The 26771-nt window shown below is 34.3% G+C and carries 13 protein-coding genes; all 13 read left to right on the top strand.

What is annotated here, in order from left to right; genetic code table 11:
* The first annotated feature begins 366 nt into the window (after positions 1-366).
* The 13 genes from JS605_RS14830 (at position 367) to JS605_RS14890 (ending at position 26766) form a co-directional block, all read left to right on the top strand.
* Positions 367-3510 (top strand): SusC/RagA family TonB-linked outer membrane protein, encoded by a 3144-nt coding sequence (locus JS605_RS14830; protein WP_203258506.1) that lies wholly within the window; start codon positions 367-369, stop codon positions 3508-3510.
* 12 nt (positions 3511-3522) lie between these two features.
* On the top strand, positions 3523-5424 hold the full coding sequence (locus JS605_RS14835) for a RagB/SusD family nutrient uptake outer membrane protein (protein ID WP_203258507.1): 1902 nt from the start codon (positions 3523-3525) through the stop codon (positions 5422-5424).
* 49 nt (positions 5425-5473) lie between these two features.
* Positions 5474-8518 (top strand): SusC/RagA family TonB-linked outer membrane protein, encoded by a 3045-nt coding sequence (locus JS605_RS14840; RefSeq protein WP_203258508.1) that lies wholly within the window; start codon positions 5474-5476, stop codon positions 8516-8518.
* 25 nt (positions 8519-8543) lie between these two features.
* Positions 8544-10271 (top strand): RagB/SusD family nutrient uptake outer membrane protein, encoded by a 1728-nt coding sequence (locus JS605_RS14845; RefSeq protein ID WP_203258509.1) that lies wholly within the window; start codon positions 8544-8546, stop codon positions 10269-10271.
* A gap of 38 nt (positions 10272-10309) precedes the next feature.
* Positions 10310-11449, top strand: a complete 1140-nt coding sequence (locus JS605_RS14850; protein ID WP_203258510.1) for a DUF5627 domain-containing protein — start codon at positions 10310-10312, stop codon at positions 11447-11449.
* 262 nt (positions 11450-11711) lie between these two features.
* The gene (locus JS605_RS14855; protein WP_203258511.1) at positions 11712-13115 is read left to right on the top strand and encodes a 3-keto-disaccharide hydrolase; all 1404 of its coding nucleotides are present in this window, start codon (positions 11712-11714) and stop codon (positions 13113-13115) included.
* Positions 13105-14448 carry a Gfo/Idh/MocA family protein gene (locus JS605_RS14860; RefSeq protein ID WP_203258512.1) on the top strand — a complete coding sequence of 448 codons (1344 nt, stop codon included), beginning with the start codon at positions 13105-13107 and terminating at the stop codon, positions 14446-14448. Before JS605_RS14855 ends, JS605_RS14860 begins: the two co-directional genes overlap by 11 nt.
* Before the next feature lie 3 nt (positions 14449-14451).
* A complete protein-coding gene (locus JS605_RS14865; protein WP_203258513.1) occupies positions 14452-15645 on the top strand; it encodes a Gfo/Idh/MocA family protein in 1194 nt (397 codons plus the stop codon).
* A 2-nt stretch (positions 15646-15647) separates the two neighbouring features.
* Positions 15648-17069: a sialate O-acetylesterase gene (locus JS605_RS14870; protein ID WP_203258514.1), complete on the top strand. Its 1422-nt coding sequence runs from the start codon at positions 15648-15650 to the stop codon at positions 17067-17069.
* A gap of 159 nt (positions 17070-17228) precedes the next feature.
* Entirely contained in the window at positions 17229-20759 is a 3531-nt protein-coding gene (locus tag JS605_RS14875; protein WP_203258515.1) for a family 78 glycoside hydrolase catalytic domain, read from the top strand.
* A 104-nt stretch (positions 20760-20863) separates the two neighbouring features.
* Positions 20864-22963: a BNR-4 repeat-containing protein gene (locus JS605_RS14880; protein WP_203258516.1), complete on the top strand. Its 2100-nt coding sequence runs from the start codon at positions 20864-20866 to the stop codon at positions 22961-22963.
* A gap of 174 nt (positions 22964-23137) precedes the next feature.
* Complete coding sequence (locus tag JS605_RS14885; RefSeq protein ID WP_203258517.1) at positions 23138-24481, top strand: family 43 glycosylhydrolase; 1344 nt, start codon at positions 23138-23140, stop codon at positions 24479-24481.
* A gap of 20 nt (positions 24482-24501) precedes the next feature.
* Complete coding sequence (locus JS605_RS14890; protein ID WP_203258518.1) at positions 24502-26766, top strand: glycoside hydrolase family 3 N-terminal domain-containing protein; 2265 nt, start codon at positions 24502-24504, stop codon at positions 26764-26766.
* Positions 26767-26771 lie beyond the last annotated feature (5 nt).

Raw genomic sequence — 26771 nt, forward strand, 5'->3', positions numbered from 1 at the left:
TATAAATTTCAATAATTAATCCCATTATAATATTTAAACAAATATTATAATGGGATTAATTTATTCTCTGTCTAAAAATAACAAAACTTCAACTCAGAACATTCAAAATGTATAGAGGGTTGTGTAAATAAAAGTAAAATTTAGTCTCATAAATGGTATTATTATAAATAATTTCTTACTTTTAATTTAGAGTTCTTAAAACGGCGTTATTACCCAAATACCCAACGTTACAGTATAGTACAGGATAGTTAAACTGCTAATATGTTGTAAAATTGTTAACATATATTTAAGACTAAAGTCACTTCATTCAGTACTTAGATATACAAACTAAATAAAACAATTTAAATGTTAAAACTTAAACTCAAAATGAAACAAAAATTTAAAAGGCAATCCCCAGTCTTTGGGTTTGTGTTGATGCTTATGCTGTTATTTTCTAGTAACGTAAGTATTAGTGCTCAAACTCAGGAAAGGGTTTCAGGAACAGTTAGTGGTCCTGACGGATTTCCAATTCCCGGGGTAAACGTTCTTCAAAAAGGTACAAATAATGGAGCTGTTACCGATTTTGATGGAGAATATAATATAGTTCTCCGGGCTGGAAGTAAAATATTAGTCTTTTCTTACATTGGTTACAAAACACAGGAGGTTGACGTTAGTGGGAAGACTAGCGTTAATGTTGTTTTAGAAGACGATGTTGAAGGTTTAGATGAAGTAGTAGTAGTAGGTTATGGTACTCAAAAGAAAGAAAGTGTAGTAGCAGCCATTACTCAAATAAAAGGAGAAGATTTACAGGAATTAACTTCAGGTATCACAAATGTAGCTGAGGCACTTCAAGGTAATTTACCTGGAGTTACCACAATACAAGGTAGTGGTGTACCTGGACGTAACGATGTACAAATTTTTGTTCGTGGTCTTGCAACATTTAACGGTACAGGTGGTCCTCTAATTCTTGTAGATGGTGTTCCTAGGCCTTTAGATAATATTGATTTTAATGATATTGAAAACCTCTCGGTTTTAAAAGATGCATCTGCTACAGCAGTTTTTGGTGTACAAGGTGCAAATGGTGTTATTTTAATTACTACAAAAAGAGGAAAGAAAGGTAAAGCGCAGTTGTCGTTACAAGCCAATACAACTTTAAAAACAGTATCTAGATTACCAGAAAAGTTAGATGCTTATAGTGCTATTTTAGAAGCTAACTCGTCCATATTACGAGAACTTCCTCATGAGGAAGCTTCTTGGCTTGCATTTAGACCAATAGAGATTGCTGATAATTATAGAAACCCTGCAAATGAAGAGGAGAGGCTATTGTTTCCTAATGTAGATTGGGAAGATGTGCTTTTGAAAGATATGGCGCAAGATTATCGTGTTAATTTATCTGTACGTGGAGGTGGTGACAAATCTAGATATTTTGGTAGTTTAGCATATCAAAAAGTATCTGATATTTTTGATGGGGCTAGTTTTGATAATGGTAAAGGTTATGAAAGTGAATTTAGTTACGACAGGTTTAACTTTCGTAGTAATATAGACTTTGATATTACAAATACTACTGAATTTTCAGTAAATTTAGGAGGGTTTTATGCTATTCAACAAACACCAGGTAGCTTAAATTTAGTAACCAATTCAATTTACGAGCTTGCTGCAAATGCTTATACTCCTGTTTTTCCTGATGGTGCATTTGGTAGGGATGTTCAAGATGTTTTTGCAAATACAAACCCTCTAGTAACCCTAACAAATACAGGTTATACAACTACAAGAACTTTTCAAATCAACACTGATTTTATTTTAAAGCAAAAATTAGATTTTATTACGAAAGGCTTGTCGGTTCAAGGGCGTTTTTCATTAGATAATAGTTCTCAAAGTAGACAGCGACTTCTGGATCCTAACCGTGATGGACAGGAAAATGTAACATATCGTATTTATGACCGCTTTTTAAATGAGATTATTGAATCTCCAGATGGTGTAAATGACTTTGATTTTGTACCATTTCCATGGCGACTTGAACCTGAAGCAATTCAAAACGGGACTATTGTTCGTAATTTATTATATGATTTTTCTTTTAATTATAGTAATACTTTTGCAAAAAAACACACAGTTACAGGGTTGTTATTGGCAAGACGTCAAGAGCGTGGTAGAGGTAGTGGTTTTTTAACACTCCGTGAAGATTGGGCATCAAGGGTAACTTACGATTACGATAAGAGATATTTCTTGGATATTAGTGGCGCATATAACGGATCTGAAAAGTATGGTCCAGGCTTCCGTTTCGATCTTTTTCCTGCAGTTGGAGCAGGTTGGACGGTATCTAATGAGGTATTTATGGAGAAAGTTGATTGGGTAAATAAGCTTAAAATTAGAGGATCTTATGGTTTAATTGGTGATGATCAAGCAGGAGAAAGATTCGAATATCTACCAACCTTTAGTATTGGAGGAGGCGCATTTATCAATCCCGAGCAATCTAATGTAAGAGAGCGATATGTATTTTACACAGAAGACAATGTTGGTAACCCCAACCTTCAATGGGAAACTGCCATAAAATATAATTTTGGTGCAGAAATAGGTTTGTTTAAAAACGCAATTAGTGCAGAGTTTGATTTTTATGGAGAAAATCGAAGTGATATTTTGATACAAAGTGATGATAGAGCTGTACCAGAATGGTTTGGTGCTAGACCTCCAGCCTTTAACAGAGGGAAAGTAGAGGTAAGAGGTTTTGAACTTGTGTTATCTGCAAATCATACCTTTGGTAACGGATTAAATATTTTTGGTAATGTTAATTATACGCAAGCAAAAGATTTAGTAATAGATAGAGAAGATCCTGAATTTCGCCCATTTTGGCAAAAAGCAGCAGGTTATCCTATCGGTCAACCAAGATCTGCCATCCCTGGTAATATACTTGCTAGTTTAGATGATCTTTATAGTTCTACACCTAGAGTTAACGGGCAAGATTTTATACGTACTGGATACTATAATTTACATGATTATGATGGCGATGGTGTTTATAACGCTAATTTTGATAATATTCCGTTTGGTTTTCCAACGAGACCACAAAGAACATGGGCTGCTACTGTAGGTGCTCAATATAAAGGATGGAAATTGTCTGTACAATTTTATGGTGCTCAAAATTCTAATAGAGATTATCTTAGTAGAACGTTTACGAATCAAACAGATACATTTTTTGCGCACGAGTTAGGGTATTGGACAAAGGATAATCCAACAGGTACACGAACGCAGCCAACCTTTTCTTTTGATCAAGGCGCTAGTGATCCCAGACGAAACTTTTGGTCTGGTTCTTTAACGAGACTAAGAGCTATTGCTTTAAATTATACTGTACCTAAGGAAACTTGCGAGAAATTAGGGGTTAAAGGGTTAAGTATTTTTGCTAATGGTAATAACTTGTTTTTATGGACAGACTTACCAGATGATAGAGAATTTAACAGTAGTCTAACTGATGATTCTAGATTTAGAGGGGATTATCCTAATTTGGCTCGATTTAACTTCGGTTTTAATTTAGATTTTTAAAAAAATAGAATTATGAAAAATAGTGTATTAAAAATAGTTTTAACCCTAGGGCTCGTATTATCGTTAGCCTGTGAGGATTATTTAGACATACCTTTAGAGGCTCAAATTGAAAGAGAAGATGTATTTGGAACTTTTCAAACGACACAAGGTTTTGTAGAAGAGATGTATAACTTGGTAGTTGATTACGGAACAAATGGTTGGTCCTTTCAAGATTATATATATGGAGATGATGGTTACAATACCCAAACTTTTAAGTATAGTACTCAGATAGATAGAGGAGAACTAGATCGTTGGGATGGAAATAGCTTAAGCTACTTACATAAAAATAATAGGTTTCAAACAAATCTAAATAATGGACCTGCCGGTAGTACTAATGAAGAACAAGGTAGAGGTAGGCCAAAAGTGTGGAGAGCTAGTATGCTAGGTATTCGTAAAGCCAATGTTGTAATTGCTAACGAAGATTTAATGGTTGGACTAACTCAGGCCGAAAAGGATGTTGTTCTTGGTCAAGCTTATTTTTTTAGAGCGTTCTTTCACAATGAAGTTATGAAGTTTTGGGGACGTTTTCCACATATCCAAGAAGTATTCACAGGATCAATTGATATACCACGACCCGAAACTTATAGAGAAGTAGCTTTATCAATAAATGAAGATTACAAAAAGGCCGCAGAGTTATTACCTGTTAATTGGGATAATGAGCCTTATGGACAAATTACTCGAGGTCAGAATGCCGGTAGGTTAACAAAAGGTGCCGCTTATGCATTTCAAGGTAAAAATTTATTATTGGCTGCGAGTCCATTAATGTTTTTTAATAATCAACCTGGAATCAATACGTATACGTATGACACTGAATTAGCTGATATGGCTGTTGATGCATTTGCTGAAGTACTTAAACTGGCACAAGCGGGTGAGTATAGTTTGGCTGCTAACATGGAAGATTATAAAAAAGTGTTGTGGGAGACGCCTAGAAACACTTGGCCAGCATTAGTGCCAGAGGCCAAAGAGTTAATTTTTGCGGGTTCTGCAGGATCGCATGTTGGCTCAACTATGAGTTTTATGTCTACTGGTATACCAAGACCTATTGCATCTGGAGGTACACAATGTACAAGTGCAACCCATAATTTTATACACAATAATTTTGGAATGGCTAATGGGTTATCCATACAAGATGATATAAGTGGGGTATATGGTACACCAACTTATAATCCTTTAAGACCATTTGATAATCGCGACCCTCGTTTTTACGCATGGATATTTGCTGATAGAGATACTCTTGGTACAAGAGCAGGTATACCAGCTGTAAACAGAACTTTAAAATTATATTCAGTTGATGCAAGTGGTAATCCTGGTGCGCATCGGGATAGAAATAATTATTCCTTTTCAGGTTACATGTTTAAGAAATTTTATCCAGAAGTTGATGGCCAATACCATTCACAAACTGGAAATAATATTATCAGAAATTTTACAGGCATACGCCTTCACATGAGACTAACAGATGTATATCTTATGTATGCAGAAGCACTTCATGTTGCTAGAGGAGCTACAACGGCCCCTAGCTCTTTCTCATTGACTGCAGAAGACGTTATCAATATATTTAGAGCCAGAGCTGGGGTGCCTAATGTACATCCTGCTATAGTTGCAGATAATAATAAGTTCATGGATGAGTTAAGACGTGAAAGATCTGTAGAATTATCCTGGGAAGCGCATAGATGGGTTGATATACGCCGTTGGGGAGTTGCGCATGAAGATAAATATAGAATTAAGACAAAATTTAATTTTGATCAGGATTGGACCTTCTTTGAAGAAGCTGTACTTGTAGACAGAGTGTGTGAGTATCCTAAACATTACTGGTTACCATTTGAACCTAATCAAACACAGTTTTATGAAGGCTTTCCTCAAAACCCAGGTTGGTAAAACAATTATAAACTCGTTTTAACTAATACTAAATACTAAAGAAAACAAAATGAAGATAAATAAAATATATAGGTTTTATACTCTCGTATGCCTTACCATGTTATGCTTTTGTGGTATGGCAACAGCTCAATCGGGCGGAACCGAGGTATCAGGAACCGTAGTTGATGAACAAGGAAACCCCTTAAGTGAAGTTAATATTTACGGTCCTAAGGGTTCTCGCGCATCCACTAATAGTGCTGGTCTATTTAATATTACTTTACCTGATGATGAAGCGGTAGTTATAAAGAAAAAAGGCTACGAATCGCAGCTTGTTAGCTTGTCTAATATTACAGGTAATATTACTCTAGTAAAATCAGAATTCTTAGCTTCAGAAGATGATGAAATAAATATGGGGGTTGCTACTAAAGATAAGCGAGACATTGTAGGAGCTATATCATCAACAAATACTAGAGACCGTTTAACGTATGATAATACGCAGTCTGTAAGAAATTATATTACTGGATTAACACCTGGTGTAATAGGTTCAACAAATATTAGAGGTTTAGGAGGTGCACTTATCGTAATTGATGGTGTTTTTGGACGTAGTATTGATCTTATAAACATGGAAGAGGTAGAGCAAATAACCGTTCTAAAAGATGCAAATGCTGTGGCATTGTATGGGAGTCAAGGTAGAAATGGTGTTATTGTTATTAATACAAAGCGAGGTAAAACTAACCAAAAAGAGGTAAATGTTAATGTACGTTCTGGTTTTAGTCGACCTATAGCATTACCTAATTATTTAGATGCAGCAAACTTTATGATACTTCGTAATGAGGCTAGAGCAAACGATGGTTTAGATCCTTTATTTGGAGTAGATCAAATCCAAAACACCAGAAGTGGTACTAACCCCATACAGTATCCAGATGTTGACTTGTATGAATTTGTACAACCATTTGTTAATAGTACTAATGTTGTTTCAGAGTTTTCTGGAGGTACTGATAAATCAAGATATTATGTCAATGTAGGTTGGATTTATGGAGAGAATTGGGTGGATATTAACGAAGATATAAATGCAGGTAACAATCGTTTTAATGTTAGAGGTAATATAGATTTTAAAGTTAACGATTGGATTACCAGTAGTATAGATGGTGTTGCAATCATAGGTACTAATAAAAGTTCTAGAGCTAACATATTAAGTGCGGCAACTACATTTTTGCCTTTTGATTATGCACCTTTAGTTCCTGTAAGTAGCATTGACACAACTAACAATCCAGAGCTAGCAACTTTATTAGCTGGTGCTAATGTTTTTAATGGTAACTTATTAGGTACTGCTCAACAAATTCAAGATAATGCGCCTTTAGCACTTGCAATAGCAGGTGGATACCAAGATAGAAGATTTCGTGTTACCCAAATTAATAACGCTATAAATTTTGATCTTTCTGGAATTACTGAAGGATTATCTGCTAAAACGTATTTAAGTTTTGATTTTTACGATCAATTTACTATATCAATAGAAAATGATTTTAGAGTTTATGATATAACTAGGTTTTTAAACAGTACTGATCCATTATCTGAGCCTTTGGAAGCTTTCGGTGTAGATGAAAGAGACCTTAGAGAGAATGTAAATTCTAATGGGTTTTTATCCAGATTAGGGGCATACGCTTTAATAAATTATGAAAAAACGTTTGCTACTAATCACTCTATAAATACAACCTTTTTGGGGTACTATAATTCACAGAAAGCATCTGGGAGAATTCAAACTGATAGAGATTCCCATATAGGATTTCAAATGACTTATGATTATAAGAAAAACCTTTTTGTTGATTTTTCTGGTTCTTATGTGCACTCCATAAAATTACCTGAAGGAAATAGAGGTGGTTTCTCTCCAACAATTGGCTTAGGTTATATTTTAAGTAATGAATCATTCTTGAAAGATTCTAATTTTGTAAATTATTTAAAGTTAAAAGCTTCTGGAGGTATCATAAAAACAGACCAAAGGCTTGGTTACTTTTTATATGATGAAAACTATTTTGCTGCTCCTGGTTTTTCTTGGGCTGATAATACGTTTTCAAATGCTAGACAAGGTATTTCTCAAGGGGAGAACCTTAACTTAGGTTATGAAGAGCGTATTGATTTAAATGTTGGCTTAGAAACTTATTTAATGAATTCACTTTGGATAGAAGCTAATTATTTTAGAACAGAGCTTGATAAACAATTGGTGGTTTTAGCAGATCAATATCCATCATATTATCAGGATTTTAGACCATTAAATAATTTTAATGCGAATTTACATACTGGGCTAGAATTAGGGCTTAACTTCAACAAAACCTTTAATGATTTTTCATTTGGTATCGGAGCTAACGTTCTATATACACAAAGAGAAGCATTAAAACGATCTGAGACTAACGAGTTTGAGTATCAAAATACACAAGGACTTGATTTATCCTCAATATTTGGATTACAAGACTTAGGTTTCTATTCAGAATCTGATTTTACAACCAATACTGAAGGTGATCTAGTTTTGAATGACGGTTTGCCAATACCAAATTTTGGTGCAGTACAGCCAGGAGATATAAGGTATGCGGATCAAAATAATGATGGTGTTATTGATCAAGATGACCAAGTAGCGATTGGGGAATCTTTTAGTCCTTGGACCTATGGAATCAATTTAAATTTAAAATATAAAAGATTTAATTTATTTGTGTTAGGTACAGGACAAACAGGTGGAGTTAGTAGTAAGTTGTTTAGTACTTTTAATAACTATTATGCCCCTAATGGTACTGATAAATACTCTGAAGTAGTGTTAGGTCGCTGGACACCAGAAACAGCAAGTACGGCAACATTTCCAAGACTATCATCAGGAGACAATCAAAATAACTTTAGACAGTCTACGTTTTGGTTATTTGATAACAGTTTTTTCAGAATCAACCGTGCTCAGTTAACATACGAATTTACGGATGCCTTGTGTGACAAGATAGGTGTTGAAGATTTTAGTGTGAATTTTCAAGGGACTAATCTTTTTGAAATATCTGAAAACCGAGACATTCGTCAACTTAGTATTGGTGGAAATCCTCAGGCTAGAAGCTATACATTAGGTGTAAGAATGTCATTTTAATAAAATAAAAAATTAGATATATAAAATGAAAAATATAACAAAATATATAACAATTATGTTTGTTTTGATAAGCATAATTAGTTGTGATACTATTTTAGAGCCTATTGATGAAAATAGATTAGACTTTGACTTTGTAAGTAGTGACCCTGCATCTGCAGAAGGTTTATTGTTAAATGGTTATTCACGTTTAACAAGTCAGTTTTCATTCAGTGAAGCTGCAACTGATGATGCAGTAACTAATCAATTAAGTAATAGCTTTAAACGTATGGCTCTTGGGGAGTTAAACTCACAGTTTAATAACCCGTTAGCACGTTGGAATAATTTTGAAAGTGTATTATGGCTAAATAAATTTTTGGAAGTTATTGAAGCTGGAGAAATAGTATGGTCTCAAGATGAAGAGATAAATGAGATGTTTTATTTGCGTATGGAAGGAGAAGCGCTAGCTTTAAGAGGCTTGCATCATTTCTATGCATTACAAGCTCATGCAGGTATTGGTACTTCAGGAGAATTATTGGGTGTGCCCTATATCACAGAGTTTATAGAGGCTGATGGAGATTTTAACTTACCTCGTTTGTCGTTTCAAGCCACAGTAGAAGCTATTATGGCTGATTTTGATGCAGCACTTGCATTGTTACCAACTGATTATGGACTAAGTGCTGGGGATGTAGACCCGCTATATGCAGGTTTCGACTTTAATAATTATGATGTAGTTAATGGATCTTTGTATGATTTAAGAATGTCTGGAAGAATAGTACGAGCTTTAAAGGCGCGTTTAGCTCTTTTTGCTGCTAGTCCCTCATTCTTAAATGATCAAGGATATTATAATATGGCGGCAACAGATGCTAGTGAACTGTTAAATACTATTGGAGGTGTTTCTGGTTTAGCGGCTAATGGCGTAGATTATTACGTAGACTATGATGAAAATAATGATGCCGAAATGATTTGGAGAAGTTCTATACAGAATACTCCAACCTCTTCAATTGAGCGTGATATGTTTCCTCCTTCTGTAAATGGTAGAGGATCTATCAATCCAACACAAAACTTTGTTGATGCGTTCCCTATGCAAAGTGGATTTCCTGCAACAACAGCTAATGGTTACGATCCGCAAAATCCTTATGCAAACAGAGATCCTAGATTAGATAAATTTGTAGTACTCAATGGAACTTCTTTTGGTGGCGGAACTATTAATACAGGTGTTGGCGGTGGAATTGATAGGTTAGATTCTATTCCTGAATTTTCAACTCAAACAGGTTATTATCTTAAAAAGACATTACGTCCTGACGTTAGGCTAAATAATGATGGTTCTACAGTTAATCAAAGACATTATAATGTTTATTTTAGATATACAGAGTTATTCTTAATTTTTGCTGAAGCTGCTAATGAAATTGGTGGTCCAGATCAGCAAATAAATGGTATGACACCTAGAGATGTAATTGCAGCAATAAGAGAAAGAGCTGGACTAGACCAACCTGATAGCTATTTAGCATCAATAACATCAATGGAAGATATGCGGGAATTAATTAGAAATGAACGACGTTTAGAATTGAGTTTTGAAGGACATAGGTTTTGGGACTTAAGAAGATGGGGTTTACCTTTAAACGAAACAGCTGAAGGCGCATTTTTTGATGGAAACGATTATACTCTAGGAATCCCTGTTGAGATAAGAAATTACCCATCATTTGCGACTTACATGCCTATACCCAATGCAGAAATCTTGAGATTTCCAGCACTTGAACAAAATATGGGTTGGTAAAATAATTGCATACTTTTAAAGAATTAAAAATATTAAACATGAAAATTAAATTAATAATAATATTTGCTATAGCCTTTAGTCTATTGTCTTGCGAGAATCAAGAATTCGTGGCTGATGATTTTGGCTCAACTTCGGTGTTCTTTCCATACCAAACGCCTGCTAGGACTTTGGTTTTGGGTGAGTACGATTTAGGCTTTAACGATAATGATAACAATGGCCGGTTTGAAATAGGTGTTGTGATGTCTGGTGTATTTGAAAATCAAACAGATAGGAGAGTACATTTTGAATTAGCTCCAGAATTGATAGATCTAACTGCATTAGGTGCAGATTCTGTAAACGTACAAATATTACCTTCGTCTTATTATACTATAGAACAACAAAGTCCTGTTACTATTCCAGCTGGTTCTATAAATGGTCGTATTCCTATTCAACTGGAAGAGGCATTTTTTAATGATACGCTTTCTTTCGCTGGAGAAAATGAAACACATTATGTAATTCCTTTACGAATTACAGATTTTGAGGAATTAGATTCTCTTTTAACAGGAGTGCCTGCTGTGGATAACCCAAGAAAGATAATAAATGAGGATTGGGTATCCTTACCCAAAGATTATACACTTTTTGGTATTAAATTTATGAATGAATATCAAGGTGTTTATTTACGCCGTGGAGGAGATAGGATTGTTGGAACTTCAGAAACAGTTACTATTGCAACTGGTGAAACAGAAACTACTAATATTGATACTACATCTGTTTATAGAGCAGAATTTGTTGTGCGAGATGAGATTGTTCCAGTGACAACAACAGGAAGAAATACTGCCAGGGTTACCAATCGTGTTAGAAGAGGTGATATACCTAGTGATGACGAGGTTAGTATAAATATGACATTTGATAATAGTGGCAATATTACGATTGAAAATGTTGAAGGAGAAAATTTCACTGTAACAGGTACAGGAAGTTGGGTAGAAGACGGTGATGAATGGGGAGGAGAAAGACGTAATGTAATGTATTTGGAGTATGAGTATAGAGATGTTCAAGTTGTAGAAGAACGTGTTTTTGGACAATTAGTTTCGCAAACAACGGTTGATTTATTACATACAGTTAGAGATACCCTAGTAATTAGAAATAGAGATGTTAAATTTGAGGAGTTCACAGTAGAATTAACTGAAGGCACACCATAATTTATCATAAGACATTTGAAACAGAAAAGGATGAGGTAAATACCTCATCCTTTTTTATTTATGCACTATATGAATAATAAAAGAGTAAATAAAAAATTTACTTATCTTGTAAATTCAGGACAGGACAGGATAGGGATAATCATTAGAATATTTAATTTTAAGAAAATTAATTAGTTTAATTTATAAGTATTTGAGTTAGTCGATACTTCCCATTATCTGCTTGTGTATTATAATGGGAAGTTTTTTAATAATATTAAATTTTATGAAAGTATTTAAATTAGGTATATCAAGTTTTATGGCCATTGTTGCATTTACAGGAATCATGTCTTCTTGTAAACAAGAGCAAAAGAAGACACCATGGGTTAATTTAATTCAAGCTAACACTCTTGATGGTTGGAATATTAAAGGAGGTAATGCAACTTATGATAATGTTGATGGGACTATAATAGGAACAACAGTTGCAAATACACCAAATACGTTTTTAAGTACAGATAAAATCTATGGAGATTTTATTTTTGAGATTGATTTTAAGGTAGATTCTACCATGAATTCTGGTATTCAAATAAGAAGCAATACGTTGCCATATTACAGAGATGGAATAGTTCATGGTTATCAAATAGAGATAGATCCTTCCAATAGAGCTTGGAGTGGAGGTATATATGATGAAAAAAGACGTAAATGGCTGCATCCTCTAGAAAATAACACCAAGGCGCAAAAAGCTTTTAAACAAAATGAATGGAATCATTATCGTGTTGAAGCTATCGCAGATACTATTAAAACTTGGATAAATGGAGTGCCAGCGTCTTATTTAATCGATGATAAAACAGCCTCTGGCTTTATTGGTTTACAAGTACATTCCATAAGACAAAAGGAAAAGATAGGTAAACAGGTAATGTGGAAAAATGCAAAAATTTTAACTGAAGATTTAGAGAAGTATTCCACGCCATCTCCCTTAGAGCCAGTTATCACTAAAAATAGTTTAACCTATAGCGAGAAGAAGTCTGGTTGGAAAATGCTTTGGGATGGAAAAACAACCAAAGGTTGGCGTGGAGCAAAATTAGATGAATTCCCAAGACAAGGTTGGGTTATAGAAAATGGAGAGCTTATTGTTTTAGCATCTGGTGGTGCAGAATCTGCTGCCGGTGGAGATATAGTGACAACCCAAGATTATAGTGATTTTGAATTACAAGTAGATTTTAAGTTAACACCAGGAGCAAATAGTGGCATAAAATATTATGTAGATACTGAAATTAATAAAGGCCCAGGGTCTTCAATTGGTTTAGAATATCAAATATTGGATGATGAAATACATGAGGATGCCAAGAGAGGATCTCATGAAGGTAGTAGAACGGTTTGTTCGCTTTACGATTTAATAAAGGCAGATTCAAATAAACCCACTAACCCAGTAGGAGAGTGGAATACAGCATATATTAAATCAATAAATAATCATGTAGAACATTGGGTAAATGACGTTAAGGTTTTAGATTATGAGCGTGGAAGCGATTTGTTTTTAAAATTGGTTTCAGAAAGTAAATATGCTAAATGGCCAAATTTCGGATTATTAGAAAAGGGGCAAATACTTCTACAGGATCATGGAGATAGAGTAGCCTTTAGGAATATTAAAATTAAAGTTCATACACCTAAAAATAAGAAGGATGAAAAATAAACGAAGAGACTTTATAAAAAAGACTGCTTTAGCAAGTGTAGGTGTCAGTGTAGTGGGAGGTGTAAATACTATGTCTGCTAAAAGTTACAATAATATTATTGGAGCAAACGACAGAATTAATGTTGCTATACAAGGACTGGGTAGAAGATATGGTGCATTTATTGGAGGTATTGCCTCTAAAGAGAATAATGTACGTTTAAAATATCTATGTGATGTTTTACCTAGCCAGATGAGTAAAGCTGCTAATAAGGTTGGAAAAAAGATTGATTACAAGATAGCATTAGAAGGTAATATTCAAAATATTATTGAAGACAAAGATGTTGATGCTATATTTATGGCTACTCCAGATCACTGGCACACACCAGGTGCTATAATGGCCATGAAAGCAGGAAAACATGTTTATGTTGAGAAGCCCTGTAGTCATAATCCTAGAGAAAGTGAACTTATTGTTGAGGCTCAAAAAAAATATAATAAAGTGGTACAAATGGGAAACCAACAGCGGTCTTCTCCACAAAGTATCGAGATTATTAGCGAAATCCATAATGGCATTATTGGGCATGCTTACAAAGCCATTGCATTTTATACTAATGGGCGTGGTAAAGTGCCAAAACCAGTAAAATCAGCACCTCCTGAAGGATTGAATTGGGACTTATTTCAAGGACCTGCACCACGAAAAGATTATATGCATGATACTTGGAATTATAACTGGCATTGGTATGGTTGGGATTACGGTACTGCAGAAATGGGTAATAACGCCACTCACGAATTGGACATTGCTAGATGGGCTTTAGATGTAAAATATCCAGAATATGTGGATGTTATTGCAGGAAAACATCAATTTATTGATGATGGATGGGAGATGTACGATACCATGGAAGCTAATTATAAATTTGCTGACAATAAAATGATCCAGTGGGATGGGAGTAGTAGAAATGGATATTCAAAATACGGACGAGGACGTGGAACTATTATTTATGGTTCTAAAGGATCTGTAATTGTAGACAGAAATGGATATGAACTTTATGACCTTAGAGGAAAACTGATAAAGGAGAATAAATCTGATGGAAAAGAAGGTGGTACTGCCCTAGGAGGAGGAGGAGATTTATCTACGAGGCATGTAGTTAACTTTTTTGATGCCATTAGAGGGAAAGAAAAGCTTAATTCACATATAGAAGTAGGAGCTATTTCTCAAATGTTGACACATTATGCAAATATTTCTTATCGAGTTAATAAAGGTTTTAATGTTGATGAAAATTCTGGAAAGATTTTTGATAGAGAAGCTATGAAACTTTGGTCCAGAGCTTATGAACCAGGGTGGGAACCAAAACTATAAAAATTGAAAAGACGATCGTTTATAAAAAAAGCGGGACTAACAACTTTAGGCGTCACTGGTGCCGGATATTTGTATGCTCAACCGTTATCTTTTTTGGGAGCTAATGATACCATAAATATTGGTGTTATTGGTACTGGAAATAGAGGTGCTGGTTTATGTTCTATAATTAATTCAATAGAAGGTATAAACATTGTTGGCTTATGCGATGTACTGCCTTTTAGGTTAAAAAAAGGATTATCTAGAGTAAACTCAAATTCAAAAGGATATGTTGATTATCGTAAACTTTTAGATAATAAGAATATTGACGCTGTAATAGTAGCAACACCTTTTAGCACTCATGCTAAAATTGCTATTGATGCGCTTGACGCTGGAAAACATGTGTATTGTGAAAAAACATTAGCAAAAGGATATGAGAGTATTGGAGCATTGGTGGATAAAGCTGAAAGTTCGAATAACATATTTCAAACAGGTCATCAGTATCATAGTTCTAGGTTGTACACTCATGTGGTAGACTTAATTAAGAATGGAAAAGTAGGTAGGATTTCAGCTTTTGAATGTCAATGGAACAGACATGGCAACTGGAGACGTCCCGTTTCTGATCCAAAATTTGAGAGAGCCATTAACTGGAGAATGTATAGAGAGTTTTCAGGTGGACTTCTTGCAGAATTGTGTTCACATCAAATAGATTTTGCTAATTGGGTATTAGATGAAACACCTGAAAAAGTTACAGGTGTTGGAGGCGTTAACTATTGGAAAGATGGCAGAGAAACTTATGATAATGTTCATCTTATATATAGTTACAAAAGTGGAGTTAAAGCATCTTTTACATGTTTAACTAATAATGCTAAGGACGGGTATCAAATTAAAGTAATAGGAGATAAAGGGACTATTATAATTGATACAAAACATGCATGGTTTTATCCAGAGGGTAAACGAGACAATAGAGTAATTGATGATGTAGATGGTGTTAGTGGAGCAACAGCCCAATGGGATGCAGAAAAAGGGATGCGTATTAATTTGGAGCACTTAAATCCAAGTAAACAAGCATTATTGGATTTTAAAACAGCGATAATCAATAATACAAATCCACTGTCAAATGTAATTACTGGTGCTAAAACTTCAATTTGTGTACAAATGGGTTTAGATGCTATGTATAACAATAAAATTGTAAAATGGGATAACAATATATTAGGTTAGGTATGCTGTCCTATATTAAAATAGCGCTTTCATTTTTTATCCTTTGTACTTTATCATTACAAAGTCAGATAGAAATTTCGGCTGTTTTTGGGGATAATATGGTATTACAACAGAAAGAACATGTTTCTATTTGGGGTAAAGATAGTCCAGGAACGAAAATAGAGATACTTTCTAGTTGGGATGCAAAAGCTAAAGCAGTAGCTAATTCAGATGGCTTTTGGAAAACCGCAATCAAAACAAAAAAAGCTTCGTTTAATCCAGAAGAATTGCAAATTAAAGGGAGTACTTCTATTACACTTCGTAATATTTTAATTGGAGAGGTTTGGTTCTGCTCAGGACAATCAAATATGGAAATGCCTTTACAAGGGCTGAGGCAATCTAAAGTATTACATGCAGAAGACTATCTTCAAAAATCAGATAATAAATACATCAGATTATATAATAATGCAAGATCAGCTAGTGTTACGCCTAGTTTTAATGTTAATGGTAAATGGAGTGTGTCAGATAAAGACGGCGCTAAAAAATTTAGTGCTATTGGCTATATTTTTGGAACCAAATTATTTGAAAAACTAAATGTCCCTATAGGTATTATAGAATCTGCTTGGGGTGGTACAAAAATAGAAAGTTGGATTCCTAAAGAAGTGTTGCTTAAATACAAGGATATTACGTTTTCTAATATTCTCCCAAAAGTTCAAAACAAACAAAAGAAACCATCGTTTTTGTATAATGCGATGATTTATCCTTTTCAAGATTTTAAAGTGAAAGGTATCTTGTGGTACCAGGGGGAATCCAATAGAAATGAACCAGAGCCTTATTACGGCTATATGCGAGATTTAATTGTCTCTTGGAGAAAGCAATGGCAAGATAAAAACCTGCCCTTTTATGTCGTACAAATTGCACCGTACAACTATACAAAGCATAGGAATTCTTCTGGTAAAAAGGCTAACATAATTCGAGAAGCACAACAAAAAATAGCCAAGGATATTAAGAATGTAAATATAGTAGTAACCACAGATGCGGGAGATTGTAACGATATCCATCCCTCAAAAAAGGAAATTATTTCCAAACGCTTATTACGAATCGCATTAGCTGAAGAGTATAGTTTAAAAAACTTAGTATACCAGAGTGCAGAGTTTAAGCGAATGGCTATTAAAGACAAATATGTAACTCTAGAATTTAAATTTCAAAAAGATGATCTTTTCGAGGGTAATAAAGACGCAAAAGGATTTGAAGTGGCAGCTTCAGATAAAGAATTTTATCCAGCTAAAGTGCTTTATTCTAAAGATAAAAAAGGAATAATTTTATATAGTGATAAAGTAGAAAATCCAGTGGCGGTAAGGTATGGATTTAAAGATTGTTTTGAAAGTAATCTAAAAACAAAATCGGGTTTACCCATATCTGTATTTAGAACTGATAATTGGTAGAATTATACCCTAAATAGTTCGAGGCATAGTTATTGAGGTTTTAACTAAAGTTTCAGGATACAACAGGATGGCTTCTGGTTTAAAATGCTATAATTTTATAAGCTATCAATCTCACATAATAATTCATTAGAAAAATCAAAATACTTAAGACGTTAATCTATGTTTAAAAAAAGTTATTTATTAGTACTACTTACCTTATTTTATGGTATAAATATAATAAAGGCGCAACAAAATAATAGCGAAAAACCAAACATCATTTTCATTCTAACTGACGACCAGCGCTTTGATGCCATTGGTTATGCTGGTAACGAGTTTGTTGAAACACCAGAAATGGATAATTTGGCTAAATCAGGAACCTATTTTAATACCGCTATAGTAACGACGCCTATTTGTGCTGCTAGTAGAGCATCTTTATGGACAGGTTTACATGAAAGGTCACATAATTATAATTTCCAAACAGGGAATGTGCGAGAGGAGTATATGGCAAATTCATATCCAACATTACTTAAAAATAATGGATATTACACAGGTTTTTTTGGAAAGTATGGTGTGCGATATAACGATTTAGATAAGCAATTTGATGAATATGAGTCTTATGACAGGAATAATCGTTACAAAGATCGCAGAGGCTATTACTATAAAACAATAGATAATGATACCGTACATTTAACACGATATACTGGACAACAAGCCATAGATTTTATTGACAAAAATGCTTCTAATAATAAACCGTTCTGTTTGTCGCTAAGTTTCAGTGCGCCTCACGCTCATGATGGTGCCCCAGAACAATATTTTTGGCAGTCTGAAATGGACCAAATGTTGGAAAGTACAACAATACCTGAACCTGCATTAGGCGATGACAAGTATTTCTTAGCACAACCAAAGATTGTAAGAGATGGTTTTAATAGACTTCGTTGGACGTGGCGTTATGATACCCCTGAAAAGTACCAGCATAGTTTAAAAGGCTATTATAGAATGATTTCCGGTATAGATTTAGAAATCAAGAAGATTCGAGAAAAACTTAAAGAAAAGGGTGTTGACAAAAACACAGTAATTATCCTGATGGGAGATAATGGGTATTTTTTAGGAGAACGCCAATTTGCGGGAAAGTGGTTGATGTATGATAATTCGATTAGAGTCCCATTAATTGTTTTTGATCCAAGGGAAAGCAAGCATCAAGATATTGATGAAATGGTATTGAATATTGATGTGCCGCAAACTATAGCAGATATAGCAGGTGTAAAAGCGCCTGACACTTGGCAAGGTAAAAGTTTATTACCAATAGTAAAGCAAGAAACAAAATCTATTGAAAGAGATACTATTTTAATAGAACATATTTGGAATTTTAGTGAAATACCACCAAGTGAAGGTGTTAGGACAAAAAAGTGGAAATATTTTAGGTATGTTAATGATCAATCTATTGAGGAGTTATACAATTTAGAAAAAGATCCTTTAGAAACTAAAAATCTTATAGGAAAGAAAAAGTATAGAGAAACTGCTAATAAATTAAGAGCTAAGCTTGATGAACTTATTAAGAAGAATAGTAATGAATACAGAGCAGCACCAACCGATTTAACTGTAGAATTAATCAGAGAACCTTCAACCGATGTTGAAATATTTGATTTGAAACCAGAATTTGGTTGGACCGTACCATTAGGTTCTAAATTTCAAGGTGCTTACCAAATTTTAGTAGCATCAAATAAAAAGGATATTGATCAAAATAATGGAAACATTTGGGATAGTGGGCGCGTGGCTTCTACAAGATCTACAGATGTTGAATATGAAGGCAATCCCTTAGAAATAGGAAAAACATACTATTGGAAAGTTAGAATTTGGGAGCAAGAAAATAGACTTGTCGATTATTCTGAAGCTCAAAAATTCACAACAGGAAAGCCAGATAACTACATTATTTCAACAGAAAACAAATATCTTATAGATAAGGTAAAACCAGTCAAAATCGAAAATAGAGGAGATTTCTATTTTATGGATTTTGGTAAGGCAGCCTTTGCGACGATAGACTTTAACTATGAAGCTAAAGAACCGCACACATTAACGGTTAGAATTGGCGAGATGTTAGATGATGAAGGGAATGTAAACAGAACACCACCAGCAAAAAGTAACATTCGTTATCAAGAAATTAAGGTTGATGTAACCCCTGGAAAAACAAAATACCAATTACCTATTGATCCTGTTCCAGATAAGCGTTTTAAAGGGCCAAGCAAAGCAATTCCTTTACAAGAAGGATGGCCTGTTTTACAGCCGTTTAGATATGCGGAAGTAGAAGGTGCTCAAACAGCTTTAAAAGCAGAAGATTTCGAACAATTACGATACACCAGCTACTGGGATGATAACGCAAGTAGCTTTGAAAGTAATAATGATATTTTAAACCAAGTTTGGGATTTCTGTAAATACTCCATTAAAGCAACCACTTTTGCTGGTTTATATGTAGATGGAGACAGAGAGCGCATTCCTTACGAAGCTGATGCATATCTTAATCAGTTAAGCCATTACACCACAGATAGGGAATACGCAATAGCGAGACGTACCATAGAGTATTTCATGAAGAATCCTACTTGGCCAACAGAGTGGCAACAGCATGTAGCGTTATTAATTTATGCAGATTATATGTATACCGGAAATACGGAATTAATAGAACGTTACTATGAGCCATTAAAACATAAAACACTTTATGAACTTTCTAATGAAGATGGGTTGATAACATCTACAAAAGTTACCGAAGAGTTTATGTATAAGCTAGGGTTTGAAAAAGGTTATAGAAAACCATTAACGGATATTGTAGATTGGCCATCAAAGAATTTTGCAGGAAGCAAAACAAAAGGAGAACGTGATGGTTTTGTGTTTAAGCCTTACAGTACAGTTATTAATGCGTTCTTCTACGAGAACATGAAAATTATGGCTGAGTTTGCTACTTTATTAGGAAAAACTCAAGAAGCTTTAGATTTTGAATATAGAGCAGCAAAAGCTAAAAAAGCAGTGAATGAACAAATGTTCGACAAAGAGCGTGGTATTTATGTAGATGGCATTGGTACAGACCACGCATCTTTGCATGCTAATATGATGCCTTTAGCATTTGGATTAGTGCCAGAAGAACACTTTAGTTCAGTTGTAGACTATGTTAAATCCAGAGGAATGGCTTGTAGTGTATATGGTGCACAATTTTTAATGGATGGTTTATATAATGCTGGTGAGGAGGATTACGCTTTAGAGTTATTAGCCAGTAAAGCTAAAAGAAGTTGGTATAATATGATTCGTATAGGCTCAACAATTAGTTTAGAAGCCTGGGATTATGAGTATAAAGTTAACTTAGATTGGAATCATGCTTGGGGAGCAGCACCGGCTAATGTGATACCTAGAGGGTTATGGGGTATTAAACCTAAAACTCCGGGATTTGGTATTGTTACTATTAAACCACAAATGAGTAAATTAAGATCAAGTGCGATTACTGTACCAACTGTTAGGGGGGGCATTAAAGCAAAGTACACTTATAATGGTGCGCGATTGCAAACTTATGAAATTGAAATTCCAGGAAATATGGTTGGTGAATTTTCGCTAAATGACTTAGGAGGAAAAGACCTAATCCATAATGGTGAAAAAGTACCGTCTGCTTTCAATTATATAAGATTACCTCCAGGTAAACACACCATTCAACTTAAAATAAACTCATTTTAAAGGAGAATGAATAAATAATTAAAAAGCCAGTAAGATTATTTTATTACTGGCTTTTTTGTAAGCCTTCTAAAGAAATAAAGACGAAACTTTAAAAAATTAGAAAAATGAAAAAGAGTTACTTTGTGTTATGTTTGTTGTTAGTGTTTTGTTCTTTAGTTGAAGCTCAAAAAGAATTAGTTGCTACATTAGACAGTTCAACTAGAGTGTCTGGCGATGGAGAAGGAGGCTTGTTTTTTGCAGGAACAAGGGATGTAAATTATAGATTTGCTCAAAGAATTTCACCTCACGGAGATTGTGTAGATGTTGTTAACGGCTATGCATTTGTAACTTGGTACAAAGGTGGTATGGATACTCGAAATCTAATGCTATCAAGAAAAAACCTTAATGTACCAAATTCCGATTGGGTTACTATTGAGTTCCCCCATAAACATATTGGTCAAGGAGGGGAGCTTCTAAATGGTACAGGTATAAGAGGAGATTCTCATAACACTGCAGCTATAGGTGTCAGTACCATAGATAATACCATTCATATTTTATATGATATGCATGCCTATAGTTCATCTTCTTTACCTAACGATTTCTTTAACTATTCTGTTTCAAAAACGAATATGGCATTTGTGCCTGATAATGAGTTTACTTTGGATATTTTTAATCCAAAGCAAAACTATTTAAAGTTAGGAGAGAGTTACGAAAGAGCAACTTATCCAATGATCCATAGAGCAGATGACGGAAGTCTTGTAGTAAGATATAGAGAAGGAGGCTCAGGTAATGGAGATATTTTAATGGCGCATTACGATGGTAATGTATGGACTAATAATTGGTTATTTCATGAAGGGACATTACCATTGCCCAATAGAAACAATATGTATGGAGGAGAACGTTTTATAAATGGTAAGTTTTATTCTGGTTTTTCTATCCGTTATGCTACAAATAAAGAAAGTAGTACTAGTAATGGTTACCTAATAAATAGTGGTTTGTATTATGCTTATACTAATGAAGTCCCAAAAAGTCAATCTACTCAGTGGTTTGATGTCAACGATAATCCTATTTCTCTACCTATACAAAATAATGTAAATCCAAACTTAGATCCAGTTCAGATAGCACAACCAGGAGATGATCATGGTACAGCGGCATTACCTCGATCATCTTTCGATCCAGCATGGACAGTTACTGAAAATGGTGCTATACATTTTATTACCAGAGTTGATAATATAAATGTACATTATTATAAGCTTGCTTCAGATGCTAATTTTTCAAGTGCTGCAGGTGGCCTAATTCCTAATCCTCAAGTTCGTGGGGAAATTTATAGTTATAAAAATCATATATTCATGGTGGAGCTGTTAGGAGGTAAAGTGAATATAAAAACAACATTAGAAGGACAAAATGATTGGAAAATAGTTTACACAGGAACAGAGACTATAAACTTTGCTCATTTTAATGCTTTTGTTGAAGGTAATAAACTATACGTCTATCTTATGGAAGATACAGGAAATAATACACCAGGAGTTGGAGACAAACGCCCATTGTATTTTCAAGAATTTGCATTATCTGAAGTTGATGCCCCAGTTTTAATAGCATTAGAAGCTGAAGATTATACAACAGCTAGTAATGATATTAATGTAGGATTTGGCACTACGGCTTCTGGAGGAGAATATATAGATGCTTTTTCTTCAAATCAGTTTATAGAACATAAATTTCAAGTTACCACAGCTGGTACTTATGACTTTATTCTTTTAGCAGCAAATAGGAATAGGGATGACTCCATTATGGATATAGAAATTAATGGAACTTTATATGATAATGTTTTAATAACAAGAACATTTGATTGGAATATATATTTAGAAACAAGAATTTCAAATATTACCTTAAATGAAGGAGAGAATAAAGTAAGACTTACGCAACAAAGATCATTATCCAGTGAACCTGATAGAATTGTTTTTGAACTTAAATCATCATCTTTAAGTACTAGCGATTTTACAAATCAAAAAGTAGTAGTATATCCTAACCCAAGTGAAGGTGTTTTTAATATTCAATCTAATTTGCAAAACCTTAATTATAACTTAGTAAATATCCAAGGTCAAGTTATCCAAAGTGGTGGGGTTTCTCAAAACAAGGTAGATTTTTCTAACCATGCGAGAGGGATTTATTTTTTAGAATTATCCAATGAAAATAATAGACTTGTTAAAAAGATAGTTATTAAATAAACAGGCTGCACATAATTATTCATATAATGAAGCTATAGGTATATTTATTAGGTCTGTTTCTGTTAGTATTTGCATGATACAGCAGGACAGATTTGGATGTGTCAAATAATATATTTACACTATTATTTTTTTTGTAATACTTCTATTAGTATAACCTTTTATAGTGTGTTTGTAATGAAGAAATTAAGCCTTAGTATTGTGCTTGTTTTAACTGGTTTGATGTCTTCAAATACTCAAAATCCAATAGTGTCAAACAAAGGGTTAAACGATCCTCATATTCATATTTTCAACGATACTGCTTATGTTTATGCGTCTCATGATAAATCCATTGACAATGATAAATTTACTATGGAAGATTGGTGGATATGGTCTTCCTCAGATTTGGTAAATTGGACAAAGCGAAGTGTTTTAGATCCTAAAGACACCTACATTGGTAAGGATTTTTCAAGATGTTGGGCAACAGATATAGCCCATAAAAACGGAAAATATTACTGGTATTTTTCTGAAGGAAATGAACAAACAGGTGTGGTGGTTGGTAATACACCTGTGGGACCTTGGAGAGATGTATTGGGCAAACCGCTATTGCATTCAGATTTAACACCAACCCACGAATATGATATGGCGCTTTTTGAAGAAAATGGCGAGCATTACATCATTTTTGGGGTATGGGACTATTATATTGCTAAACTTAATGATGATATGGTGAGTTTAGCAGAAGCACCAAAGAAAATTAAAATTAATAACCCACGAGGTCCCTATAATCCAGATGGTAAGAATACAAAGATGCCAACCGATGATAAACCTTTTGTACACATGTACAAAGACAGATATTACTTGTCATGGGGCTGTTTCTACGCCATATCCGATAATCTTTATGGACCTTACGTTTATAAAGATTCTGTGATAAAAGAAGGTAGTTTTGTAAAAGGCTTCGATGCGCCTACATGGCCAAATGGGTTTTTACAAGGGCGTCATGGTAGTTTTTTCGAATGGCATAACCAATGGTATTATATTTATTGTGATATTAGTCAAACAGGAAATCGTTATTTTAGAGATAGCTTTATAAGCTACGTTCATTATAAAGCCAATGGAGACATGGCAACAGTAAGAATAGATGGTGTTGGAGTTGGTAACTATAATGCCAATGGCAGTATTGAAGCAGAAGACTATTTTGAAGCAGAAGGAGTTGTAAAAAAAGAGAATACCATTGGAGGTTTCTCTGTACAACCCCAAAAGGAGTTTAGCTATCTAATATACCCAAATATTAAAGGATTGAAGGATAAAAGTAACTTAGAATTAGAGGTTATGGCAACGGCAACCTTAGAAGTAGAAGTTAGGGACGATAATCCTCAAGGAAATTTGTTATTTACCTGCGAAATACCAAAAAATGAAATTTTTACATTTCAAAAAAGAACGTTTAAAACAAAAGACCTTAAAGACGAGCAATCACTTTGCTTTGTTTTTAAAGACTTGGATGAGACATCATTCAAATTAAATAGATTTCAATTTAAAAACTAAACACTTATTAATAAAGACTAATGAAGAAATTACTGTTTTTAGCATTACTCGCAATTTTGTCTTCCTGTAAAGACGGGGATTCAAGTTCTAAAGATTACAAAGACACCTCTCTATCTATAGAGGAGCGTGTAGAAGCATTATTACCTAAACTTTCTATTGAAGAAAAAGTGGCACAAATGCGGATTTTTCACGCCAATATTGGTACAAAACCCGATGAGAACGGCAACTTAAAATTATCAGATAGAGTTATAAAAAAATTAAAGTTAGGTATTGCGGGGATTAAAAACCCAGGAGAACATATCGATGCTGTAGCTGCAGCAAAGCTTAATAATGAGCTTCAAAAATATATCATAGAAAATAACCGTTGGGGTATACCTGCATTATTCGTTACAGAATCCTATAACGGTGTTGATGCAGAGGGCTGTACTAAGTTTGGACGCCCAATGACATCAGCGGCTTCATTCAACCCAGACTTAGTAAGAAGACAATGGGATGTAGTTGGAAGGGAAGCACGTTTAAGAGGAATGCATATGTGCCACTCGCCTGAGGCAGATATCGTACGCGATCCACGTTTTGGACGTATGAGTGAAGCTTTTGGAGAAGATACATATTTAACAACTCAAATGGTTAAAAATGCCATTATTGGTGTACAAGGTAATTATGAAGGTCTTGGAAATGGTACACATATTGGAGCTGTTGCAAAACACTTTGCGGGATATGGACAAGTATTGGGAGGTTCTAATTTTGCAGCCATAGAGATTTCAGAAAGAACTTTAATAGATGAAATTTATCCACCGTTTGAAGCTGCTGTAAAAGAAGCTAAAACATTAGGGATTATGGCATCACATGGTGATTTAAACGGAGTAGCAAGTCATGGTAATCCAGAATTATTGACAGGGGTTCTTAGAGATCAGTGGGGATTTGAAGGTTATGTAGTTTCAGATTCTAATGATATTGCACGTTTGTTTTATTTTATGAATGTTGCAGAATCGCCTGAAGCTGCTGCGCAAATGGGCTTGGAGGCAGGAATTGATATTGATTTATATGCTGAGGATTCTTATGCATATCTGCCAGAAATGGTAAAGAAAAACCCAGAACTTGAAAAACTGATTGACAGGTCTGTAAGGCGTGTATTAAGAACAAAATTCATTTTAGGACTTTTTGATAATCCTTACATCAACATTGAAGATGTAGAGAAAGGCAACAGGGCAGCCTCTTCTTTAGAATTAGCAAAAGAATCAGATTTAGAATCTATCATTCTATTAAAAAATGAAGATAAAGCACTTCCACTTTCAAAAGATAAGTCTTTAAAAGTAGCTTTGATAGGACCACTTTTAAAAGAAAATACAAAAGAGATGTTTGAATCTGTTGCTGGAAATAACGTAAAGTTTATTGCCGAAAAAGGATTTCAATTAACCAACCAAAAAGGTGGTGCACCAGAACTTTTAGATAGAAATCCAAAAGCGATAGCGAGTTTAGTTAACAAAGCTAGATCTGCTGATGTGTCTATTTTGTTTTTAGGAGGGGATGAGTACACTTCAAAAGAAGCATATTTTAGTAATAGCACTTTAGGAGACAGAGCAACAATTAATCCTGTAGGGCCACAAGATGAGTTAGTTGAAAAAGTTAAAGCTTTAGGAAAACCAGTAATTGTTGTATTAAAACATAGAAGAACATTATCAATTAATACCATTGCAGAACAGGCTGATGCCATACTAGATGTTTGGGATTTAAGTGAATTTGGAGATGAGTCTACGGCAAAAATCGTTTTCGGCGAAGTGTCGCCGTCTGGAAAATCGCCAGTTACGATACCACGATCTATCGGGCAGATACCATTTCATTACAGTATGAAAGAGATTAACTATAAGAAAGAATATTTATTCTTAGGTCAAGGACCATTATATCCATTTGGGCATGGTTTAAGTTATGGGGATTTTAAATATTCTGATATTACAATCTCTAGTGAAGAAATCACACCAGATACAGAGTTAGAGGTTAGCGTCAAAGTTACTAACAGCGGTAGTATGAAAGCTAAAGAAGTGGTGCAACTCTATATTAAAGATGAAATTGGCTCTGTAACTCGACCAGATAAAGAATTAAAAGGCTTTGAGAAAATTGAGTTAGATGCTGGAGAAAGCAAAACAGTTAGTTTTAAAATAACACCAAAAATGTTGGAGTTTACAGGCATCTCTATGGAAAAGGTTTTAGAAGCTGGCGACTATACCGTAATGCTGGGAACATCTTCAAAAGAGTATTTAGAAACTACATTTAAACTAAAAAAATAAGATAT

The sequence above is a fragment of the Hyunsoonleella ulvae genome, assembly GCF_016827605.1.
Lineage (GTDB): Bacteria > Bacteroidota > Bacteroidia > Flavobacteriales > Flavobacteriaceae > Jejuia > Jejuia ulvae.